The organism is Streptomyces odonnellii, assembly GCF_000981895.1.
GTDB classification, from domain to species: Bacteria; Actinomycetota; Actinomycetes; order Streptomycetales; family Streptomycetaceae; genus Streptomyces; species Streptomyces odonnellii.
Window position 1 is genome coordinate 1 of record NZ_LATD01000266.1, and the last position, 9,528, is coordinate 9,528.

Below are 9,528 nucleotides of genomic sequence, written 5' to 3' on the forward strand. Positions count from 1 at the left end.
CCGAGTCGGCGGGCGGGGAGGCCGGGGGCGGCGGGAGTGCCGGAGACGGGGGTCATGAGGAGTTCCTCCAGAAGGTTCGCCCAGCGGGGAGTGACACCCACGACTATGGCATGACGGCTGACAGATTTCAATTTATGTCAGACGTCATGGCTGGTGCTCGCCAAAAACGCGTTACGCCCCGGTCGCGCCCGGTGGTAGCGTCTCGGGCATGTTCTTCCAGATCTACGAGTGAGAGCGCGGCGGCCACGGCCTGCCCCCCACCGACGAATCCGCAGATCACTTCACATCACTTCGGGAGAACCCCGTGGCAAAGAGCCGCAACAACCTTCTCGGCGTGGGCGGACAGCGCAAGAAGCTGTCCCGCGCCGACCAGCAGGGCAACGGCCCCGCACGCAACGCCGACCGCAAGGCCGCCGCCGACCAGAAGGCGGAGCTGCTGCGCAAGATGCGTGAGCGCGCCGCCGGCCAGCCGCACAGCGAGGATGAGCAGACGGAGCAGAGCGGTCAGGGCAGTGCGCCGAGCGGCGAAGGATCCGCCACGCAGGACTGACCGCGCTCAACCGCCCCGCCGTACACACACATTGGGCCCGGACCACCACCCCGAGGTGGTCCGGGCCCAACGCCGTGCGGCGGCGGTACGGGGTGCTCTCAGCCGATCGAGCGCGGCAGCCGCAGACTGAGCAGTCCGGTCAGGACGACCAGCCCGAACTGCGTCAGCAACGTGATCACCAGCGCGTCCCGCATCCCCGTCGCCGTGGCCAGCGAGAGGAAGAGCGAGCCGAGTGTCGCCACCCCCAGCGCCAGTGCGGACTGCTGCGTGGTGACCATGACGCCGCTGCCCACCCCGGCCCGCTCCGATGGGATGTCGGAGAGCATGATCCTGATCATCACTGGCAGTTGGAGGCCCTGACCGAGCCCGGCCAGTCCGACCCCCGGCGCCAGATCCAGCAGGCTGACGGAAGGCCAGTCGTGCCGGACGGTGAGCACGAGCAGGGCGACACCGGCCAACTGGGACACCGCGCCCGCCGTCACCACCAGGCTGCCGTACCGCCGTACCAGCCGGGGCCCCGCCAGCGAGGCCGCGAAGAACGCCACCGCCATCGGCGCCAGCGCGAGTCCGGCCGTCACCGCGCCCATGCCGAGGCCCTGTTGGAGCGCGATCGCGATCACGAACATGAAGCCGCCGAACCCGATCGAGAACGGCAGGAGCAGCGCGAGACCGCGCCGGAGCGTCACCAGCGCGAGCAGGCTCGGCGGTACGAGCGGGATCCGGCCCTGCCGGTCGGCCTGCTTCTCCACGCGGAGGAAGGCGTACGAGACGAGCGGGAAGGCCGCGAGGCAGACCCAGGTCCAGACGGGCCAGCCGGCCGCGCGACCCTCGGTGAGCGGTGCCAGCAGGGTCATCAGCGCGGCGGCCAGCAGCACCGTCCCCGGTACGTCGATGGGCGCGGGCTTCTGGGAACGGGTTTCGGGTACCGAACGCACCGCCAGGACCAGCCCCAGCAGCGCCACCGGCACATTCACCAGGAAGATCGCGCGCCATCCGCTGCCCGCGATGTCCGCCGCGACCAGGACGCCGCCCAGGATCTGGCCCACCACCATCGCGAGCCCGGCCGTGGCTCCGTACAGACTCACCGCCTTGGCGCGGCGCTGCCCCGAGGTCGCGGAGTGGATGGTGGCCAGCACCTGCGGAAGCATCAGCGCGGCCGCGGCTCCCTGCGCGACCCGGGCCCCGACGAGCGTCCAGGGGTCGGGCGCGACACCACAGGCGAGCGAGGTGAGGCCGAACGCCGCCATACCGGCCAGGAAGAGTCTGCGCCGCCCGAACATGTCCCCGAGCCGGCCGCCCAGCACCAGCAGCACGGCATACGCGAGGCCGTACCCCGCGACGACCAGTTCGAGGAGGGCGGGGCCCGCGGCCAGATCGTGGTCGATCGTCGGCAGGGCTACATTGACGATGAAGAAGTCGATCAGAGGGAGCGCCGCGCCGAGCAGCACGGTGAAGAGCCCGAGCGTGCCGAGCACCGAACCGTGGTCATGGATGACGGGGCCGGCGGATTCGCCGGAGGGCCCGCCGGGAACGGCCGCGGACGAGGTCGTCGCCGGGCCCGTTGCCGCGTTGGAGCCGTGTTTCGCGGATGCTGTACTCACGCATCCGACGATCGCGCGTCACACAGCCTGGTACCAGAGTGTCTTTATCCTGGTAGATGAACTACCCGGCAATGGGCTGAGGCGCTTCCGGACGACATAGAACCGGACATTCCGTACACTGGCGATCACAGTCGGTGACAGGGATGGCCGGCAGGGACGGCAGCGTCGACGAGCGGCTTGGGAGTGCGGGATGAAAGCGAGCAAGGGTGACCGCCTGGTGATGCACGGCAGGGTGGTCGGCAAGCACGACCGTGTGGTGGAAGTCGTGGAGGTGCTGGGACCCAACGGCACACCGCCCTTCAAGGTACGCGGTGAGGACGGCCATGAAACGATCGTCTCGCCGGGCCCGGACACGGCAGTGGAGACGCGCGGAAAGCGCAAGTGACAAGGCCTCTGTAAGAAGGGCGCCAGAAACAAGAAGGGCGCCGGAAACGTCAACATCGTTCACCGCCCGGCTGGTGCCAACCGGCCGGGCGGTGAACGTACGGCCTTGACCGCCGTGGTGCTCAGCCTGGTATCGGAGCGGCTCATCCTGGTACTCGCACCACCTGGCAACGGGCTGGGACCTGCGGCACGCTGGAAGCCATGAGCATGGCTGTGCAGGAGACCGACATCCGGCGCCATGAGCTGGCCGCTTTTCTCCGCAGCCGGCGCGAGCGCATCACACCCGAGCAGGTCGGACTCGCCCGTGGGAGCCGGCGCCGTACGCCAGGGCTGCGGCGCGAGGAGGTCGCCCAGCTCTCCGCTGTCGGAGTCACCTGGTACACCTGGCTCGAGCAGGCCCGTTCCATCCAGGTCTCCGCCCAGGTGCTCGACGCGCTCGCCCGCGCCCTGCTGCTCGACCGCAGCGAGCGCGCGCATCTCTTCGCACTCGCGGGCGCCGTCGACCCCGCCCCCGGGACGCCCTGCCCGACCGTCACGCCCGCGCTGCGGCGGATGCTGGAGCGCCTTGAGCCGTATCCGGCCTGTGTGCAGAACGGGCGGTACGACATCCTCGCGTACAACCGCGTGTACGGGCATCTCATGTGCGATCTGGACGCGCTGCCGCCCGAGGACCGCAACGCCATGTGGCTCGCCTTCACCAATGACGAGTGGCGCGCCGCGCTCGTCCACCGGGACGAGACGATCCGGATGATGGCGGCCAAGTTCCGGGCCGCCATGGCCGAGCATCTCGCGGAGCCCGCGTGGAAGACGCTGCTGCGGCGGCTGCGGTCGGCCTCGTCCGAGTTCCGGGAGATATGGGAGCAGCACGAAGTGGTCGCGGTCGTCGGCGACAAGACCAAGCGGTTCGCCAACCCCCGGGTGGGGCTGCTCAATCTGGAGTACACCAACCTCTGGCTCGGCCCGTCCTCGGGTCCGCGGCTGATCAGTTACATCCCCGTGGACGACGAGTCCAGGGAGCGGCTGGAGCGGCTGCACAGCCTGGTGCCCGCGCCGGCTTGAGCCCTGAGCCCCGAGCCCTGAACTCCAGCGCCCCGCCCGCGCCGCCCCCGCGGCTTCAGCGCCCGGTCTCCACGGAGGCCCGGGTGGCGGCCGGTTCCAGCCGTTCCGCCGTACGCCGCGCCGTCCCGCGCGCCCATGCCCCGCTGGTCAGCGCCCCCACCAGCAGTACGCACAGACCGCAGGCCGTGATGATCCACCAGGCCGGACCGCTCGCGGCGGTGAAGGCAGCGGTGTACGAGGCCGACGGCGTGTGCGGTGCGGACGAGGTGACACCGACGACGCCGCCCGCCAGCACCGCGCCGATCACGGCGACCCCCAGCGTCGAGCCGATCTGGCGGCTGGTGGAGGCGACCGCGGCGGCGACACCCGCCTGGGAGCGGGGCATTCCGGCGACGGCGGTATTGGTGATCGGCGCGTTCACCATGCCGAAGCCCAGGCCGAACAGCACATAGCCGGTGAAGAGCAGCGCGTTGGTGGCCTCCGCGTCCGTCGCCGCGAACAGGGCACCGCTGGCCGTCATCGTCGTCCCGGCGATCAGCAGCGAGAGCCGGGGCCCCCGGCTGGCGATGAGCCGTCCCGACAGCGGCGCGCAGAGGAAGGTCAGGGTCGCCATGGGCAGCATGTACAGCCCGGCGTGCAGTGCCGACATCCCCCGCACGTTCTGCAGATAGAGCGTGTTGAGGAAGAGGAACCCGCTGAGCGCGGCGAAGGCACAGACGGCGATCACCGTCGCCCCGCTGAACGGCGCGCTGTTGAAGAACCGCAGATCGATCAGCGGCTCCTCGCGCCTCGGCTCGTACAGCAGCAGCCCGATCAGCGAGAGGGCCGCGAGGGCGGCGAATGCCAGGATCCGGGGCGAGGTCAGCCCGGCGGTGGGTGCCTCGATGATCGCGTACGTCAGCGAGCCGAGGACGCCGACGACCAGGAGCTGTCCGACCGGGTCGGGGCGGCGCGGCTTCGGGGCGCGGGACTCGGGAACGTACCGCCAGGTCAGCAGGAGCGCGGCGACCCCGATCGGGAGGTTGATCCAGAAGATCGACCGCCAGCCCACCGAGTCCACCAGCAGCCCGCCGACCAGCGGGCCCGCCGCCATGGAGATTCCGACGACCGCGCCCCAGACCCCGATGGCGCGGGCGCGTTCACGGGGTTCGGTGAAGGTGTTCGTGATGATCGACATCGCGACGGGGTTGAGCATCGAGCCGCCGACGGCCTGCACCATGCGGAACGCGACCAGCGATTCGAGGTTCGGCGCGAGAGAGCAGAGCAGGGAGCCGAGAGTGAAGAGGACGAGCCCTGTCTTGAAGACCCGGCGTCGGCCGATCCGGTCGGCGGTGGAGCCTGAAAGCATCAGCAGGGAGGCCAGGACCAGGGTGTATGCGTCAATGGTCCACTGGAGCCCGGCGACACCGGCGTGCAGTTCCCGCTGCACGGAGGGGAGGGCGACATTGAGGACGGTGTTGTCCAGGCTGACTATCAGCAGGCTCATACAGCAGATGGCCAGGACCAGGACGCGCCGCCGGGGACTCAGCTCGGGCATATGTCGATAGTACGACTAACTAATGACTGCCGTCGTGGGCGACAATGGGCGGATGACCGCTTCGCTCGACACCCTCACCACCTCTTCACCCGCCACGCCTTCCCTCGCGATCGGGCCGCACACCGTGCGCCCGCCGGTGGTGCTCGCCCCCATGGCCGGGATCACGAACGCGCCGTTCCGGACGCTGTGCCGTGAATTCAGCGGGGGCAAAGGGCTGTTCGTGAGCGAGATGATCACCACACGGGCGCTGGTCGAGCGCAATGAGAAGACCATGCAGCTCATCCGTTTCGACGCGGCCGAGACTCCGCGCTCGATCCAGTTGTACGGAGTGGATCCGGTCACCGTCGGCAAGGCGGTCCGGATGATCGCGGACGAGGATCTGGCCGATCACATCGATCTCAACTTCGGCTGCCCGGTGCCCAAGGTGACCCGTAAGGGCGGCGGTTCCGCCCTGCCGTACAAGCGGCCCCTGCTGCGGGCGATCCTGCGCGAAGCGGTCTCCAACGCCGGGGACCTGCCGGTCACGATGAAGATGCGCAAGGGCATCGACGACGACCACCTCACCTACCTGGACGCCGGGCGGATCGCGGTCGACGAGGGCGTCACGGCGATCGCCCTGCACGGCAGGACGGCCGCGCAGCACTACGGCGGTACGGCGGACTGGGACGCCATCGCGCGGCTCAAGGAGCATGTCCCGGAGATCCCGGTGCTGGGCAACGGCGACATCTGGTCGGCGGACGACGCGCTGCGCATGGTGCGCGAGACGGGCTGCGACGGGGTCGTCGTGGGGCGCGGCTGCCTGGGACGGCCCTGGCTCTTCGCCGATCTGGTGGCGGCCTTCGAGGGTACGGGCGCGCCCGCGCGGCCCGCACTGCGGGAGGTGGCGGCGATCATGCGGCGCCATGCCGAGCTGCTGGGGGAGTGGCTCGGGAACGAGGCTCGCGGGGTGATCGATTTCCGTAAGCATGTGGCCTGGTATCTGAAGGGGTTCTCGGTCGGGTCGGGGCCGCGCAAGGAGCTGGCGGTGGCCTCGTCCCTCGCCGAACTGGACACGCTGCTGTCCCGTCTCGACCTCGACCAGCCCTGGCCGGAGGGCGCGGACGGGTCGCGCGGCCGTACATCGGGCAACAACCGGGTCGTCCTGCCGGACGGCTGGCTGAAGGACCCGTACGACCGGTCCTGTGTCGGCGCGGACGCCGAACTGGACACCTCGGGGGGCTGATCTCCCGCTACTGCGGCTGCTCCGGGCGGGGCGGCTGTGGTGTCACCTCCGGGCCCGCGTGCCGCTCCAGCGGAGTGGCCGCCGCCGAGTTGCTGACACTGAACGCCACACTCCCCGCGCGGTAGCGGTCGTCCGTCCACTCGATCGGGCGGCCCGCGGCCGTGTACGTGAGATGGCGCTGCCGCAACAGGGGGCTGCCGCGGCGGACGCGGAGCAGCCGGGCGTCCTCGCTGCCCGCCGCGACGGCGTCGATGAGGTGCTCGCCGTAGTGCGCCACGATGTCCGCGTTCTCGGCGATGCTGTCCATGATCGATACGACATCGTCCGGCAGGGCGCGCACGACCGGCGCGACCCAGTCCGTGTACGCGGTCCGCTCGACCATGACCGGCTCCCCGTCCAGCCGCCGCACACGTACGACGTACAGCACCTCGCTGTCCGGGGCGACCCCCAGCCTCGACGACTCCTCCGCGGTGGCGGGCCGTGACGTACGGCTCAGTATCCGGCTGGAGACCTCGCACCCCAGCGCCTGCGCCCATTGCGCGAAGCTGTTGAGCTGCTGGAAGCTGTGGCGGCGCTCCTGACGCAGCACCACCCGGCGCGCCCCCTGCCGCGAGCCGATCAGGCCGTCCGAGGCCAGCAGCCCCACCGCCTGCCGTACCGTCCCGCGCGACACCGACCAGCGGGCCGCCAGATCGCTCTCCGAGGGCAGCCGGGCGCCGACCGGATACTCGCCGCCCAGAATCGACTTCCGCAGCGCTTCCGCGATCTCCAGATACCGCGAACTGCCCACGCCTGCCCCCATTGAATTCCGGAACTGTGCACAGGTGCGCTTATCCGCCGCGGACCCGGCCCTCACTCTAACCGCACGTCCCATCGGGTGTCCGGACCCGGGGATGCCCGGTTGAGCGTCAATTCTTCCTGAAATCCCCCTGGAAAGGGTGTGCTGACCAGCTAGTTGCAAGGGCTGGTCTTCCTCGGGCCGTGCTGTCGCCGCCATCATTCGTTCATTCCCGAGTCATCTGGACCGGGCGAACTGATGCCAGCTTGTATGAACAAGTGACACCCTCTCTTCGCTCCGGGAGACACCGCGTGACCCGACTCCGTGCCCGCGCCAACGGCCGGCTGGCAGCCGCCCTGGCGATCAGTACCGCCGCGCTCACCGCGCTCACCGCCTGTGGTGCGGCACCCGAGGAATCCGCCGACACCGCCGACTCCGCGGCCGCCACCTCCGCCGCCGACTTCGGCGGGATGAAGGACCTGGTGGCCGCAGCCGAGAAGGAGGGCGAGCTGAACGCGATCGCCCTTCCGCCGGACTGGGCGAACTACGGCGAGATCATCAAGGCGTTCGAAGCCAAGTACAAGATCAAGGTCAACAGCGAGAACCCGGACGGTTCCAGCTCCGACGAGATCGCCGCCGTCAAGTCCCGCAAGGGCCAGGACCGCGCCCCCGACGTGCTCGACCTGGGGATCGCCTTCGCCCGCAGCGGCGCCGCCGAGAACCTCTTCGCGCCGTACAAGGTCGAGGCCTGGGACAAGATCCCGGACTCGCAGAAGGAGAAGGACGGCCGCTGGTTCAACGACTACGGCGGCTATGTCTCCATCGGCTGCGACGCGTCCCGTATCAAGACCTGCCCCGAGACCTTCGCCGATCTGCTCAAGCCCGAGTACAAGGGCAAGGTGGCGCTCAACGGCAACCCCACCAAGTCCGGTTCGGCCTTCGGCGGCGTGTACGCGGCGTCCCTCGCCAACAAGGGCTCCTTCGCCGACATCCAGCCCGGCATCGACTTCTTCGGCAAGCTGAAGAAGAGCCGCAACTTCATCCCCGTCGAGTCCACCCCGGCCACGGTCGAGAAGGGCGAGACGCCCATCTCGATCGACTGGGACTACCTCAACGCCAGCTACGCCGACCAGTTCAAGAGCAAGGGCGTGGACTGGAAGGTCGCCATCCCGAGCGACGGCGTCTACGCGCAGTACTACTCGCAGGCCATCAACAAGGACGCGCCGCACCCGGCCGCCGCCCGGCTGTGGATGGAGTTCCTGTACAGCGCCGAGGGCCAGAACCTCTGGCTCAAGGGGTACGCGCGACCCGTGCTGCTGCCCGCCATGACCACGGACGGCACCGCCGACAAGACCTTCGTCGCCAAGCTGCCCAAGGTCGAGGGCACCCCGGCCTTCCCCCAGTCGGCCGAACTGGACAAGGCCAACGCCACCCTCGCCGAGAACTGGGACAAGGCCGTCTCCTGATGACCGCCCCCACGTCCGTCCCCACCCCGCTCGCAGCGGTGGGCGCCGCCGACGGCAGTCGCCGTCGGCGGCGGGCGTCACGCGCCTGGCTCGGCGCCCTCCCGCTGCTCGTGTTCGCCGGACTCTGCTTCGGACTCCCGGTCGGCGCCCTGCTGTACGGGGCCGTCACCCGGGACGATCCGGCCACCGGCGCCACCTCCCTGACCGGCGAGCACCTCCAGCGCTCGCTCCAGGGCCCCTATCTCACCTCCATCGTCGGCAGCGTCGAACTCTCCGCGCTGACCGCCGTGATCGGCACCGTGCTCGGCATGCTGATCGCGCAGGCCGTCGTCACCTCGCGGGGCGGCGCGCTCCGCAACGGGGTGCTGACCGCCTCCGGTGTGCTCGCCAACTTCGGCGGTATCCCACTGGCGTTCGCGTTCGTCGCCACCCTCGGCATCTCCGGGGTGGTCACCCAGGCCGCCCATCTCGACGGCCTCGGCTGGAACCTGTACTCCTTCACCGGACTCACCCTGATCTACCTCTACTTCCTGGTGCCCCTGATGGTGCTGGTCAGCGTGCCCGCGCTGGACGGTCTGCGCCCGCAGTGGCGGGAGGCCGCGCAGAACGCGGGTGCCACCACCTGGCAGTTCTGGCGCCATGTCGGACTGCCGGTCCTCGCGCCCTCGCTGCTCGGCGGGTTCGTGCTGCTCTTCGGCAGCGCCTTCGCCGCGCACGCCACCGCCGCCGCGCTGGTCGGCGGCTCGGTCCCGCTGGTCACCCTGAAGATCGCGGACGCGCTCTCCGGCAACGTACTGGTCGGTCAGGAGAATGTGGCGCTCGCGCTGAGCCTCGACATGATCGTGATCGCCGGCCTGGTCATGGCGGTCTATCTGCCCCTCCAGCGACGGAGCACCCGATGGCTGCACTGACCCCCACCGCGACCCCGGAC

9 protein-coding genes are annotated in these 9,528 nt (G+C 69.9%); 6 read left to right on the forward strand and 3 right to left on the reverse strand.

Annotation, left to right across the window (positions count from 1 at the left end; all coding sequences use genetic code 11):
* The first annotated feature begins 304 nt into the window (after positions 1-304).
* Complete coding sequence (locus tag WH07_RS23545; RefSeq protein WP_046503538.1) at positions 305-550, forward strand: DUF6243 family protein; 246 nt, start codon at positions 305-307, stop codon at positions 548-550.
* A gap of 98 nt (positions 551-648) precedes the next feature.
* On the opposite strand, the gene WH07_RS23550 is transcribed toward WH07_RS23545, so the two are convergent.
* A complete protein-coding gene (locus tag WH07_RS23550) occupies positions 649-2,151 on the reverse strand; it encodes an MFS transporter (RefSeq protein WP_079023498.1) in 1,503 nt (500 codons plus the stop codon).
* A 190-nt stretch (positions 2,152-2,341) separates the two neighbouring features.
* Between WH07_RS23550 and WH07_RS23555 the strand changes: the two genes are divergently transcribed.
* Entirely contained in the window at positions 2,342-2,536 is a 195-nt protein-coding gene (locus WH07_RS23555) for a DUF1918 domain-containing protein (RefSeq protein WP_046503541.1), read from the forward strand.
* Between the two features lie 200 nt (positions 2,537-2,736).
* Positions 2,737-3,594: a helix-turn-helix transcriptional regulator gene (locus WH07_RS23560; protein ID WP_046503544.1), complete on the forward strand. Its 858-nt coding sequence runs from the start codon at positions 2,737-2,739 to the stop codon at positions 3,592-3,594.
* Positions 3,595-3,649: 55 nt separating this feature from the next.
* On the opposite strand, the gene WH07_RS23565 is transcribed toward WH07_RS23560, so the two are convergent.
* A complete protein-coding gene (locus tag WH07_RS23565) occupies positions 3,650-5,131 on the reverse strand; it encodes an MFS transporter (protein WP_046503546.1) in 1,482 nt (493 codons plus the stop codon).
* A gap of 52 nt (positions 5,132-5,183) precedes the next feature.
* On the opposite strand from WH07_RS23565, the gene dusB reads away from it, so the two are divergent.
* Entirely contained in the window at positions 5,184-6,353 is a 1,170-nt protein-coding gene (dusB, locus tag WH07_RS23570) for a tRNA dihydrouridine synthase DusB (RefSeq protein ID WP_046503563.1), read from the forward strand.
* 7 nt (positions 6,354-6,360) lie between these two features.
* Here the strand turns inward: dusB and WH07_RS23575 are convergent, their stop codons facing one another.
* On the reverse strand, positions 6,361-7,143 hold the full coding sequence (locus WH07_RS23575; protein ID WP_046503549.1) for a GntR family transcriptional regulator: 783 nt from the start codon (positions 7,141-7,143) through the stop codon (positions 6,361-6,363).
* Positions 7,144-7,442: 299 nt separating this feature from the next.
* Here WH07_RS23575 and WH07_RS23580 point away from each other — a divergent pair, with 299 nt between their 5' ends.
* Complete coding sequence (locus tag WH07_RS23580; protein ID WP_046503551.1) at positions 7,443-8,597, forward strand: ABC transporter substrate-binding protein; 1,155 nt, start codon at positions 7,443-7,445, stop codon at positions 8,595-8,597.
* Positions 8,597-9,508 carry an ABC transporter permease gene (locus WH07_RS23585; protein WP_046503555.1) on the forward strand — a complete coding sequence of 304 codons (912 nt, stop codon included), beginning with the start codon at positions 8,597-8,599 and terminating at the stop codon, positions 9,506-9,508. The genes WH07_RS23580 and WH07_RS23585 overlap by 1 nt, the downstream gene beginning before the upstream one ends.
* Positions 9,509-9,528: the final 20 nt, after the last annotated feature.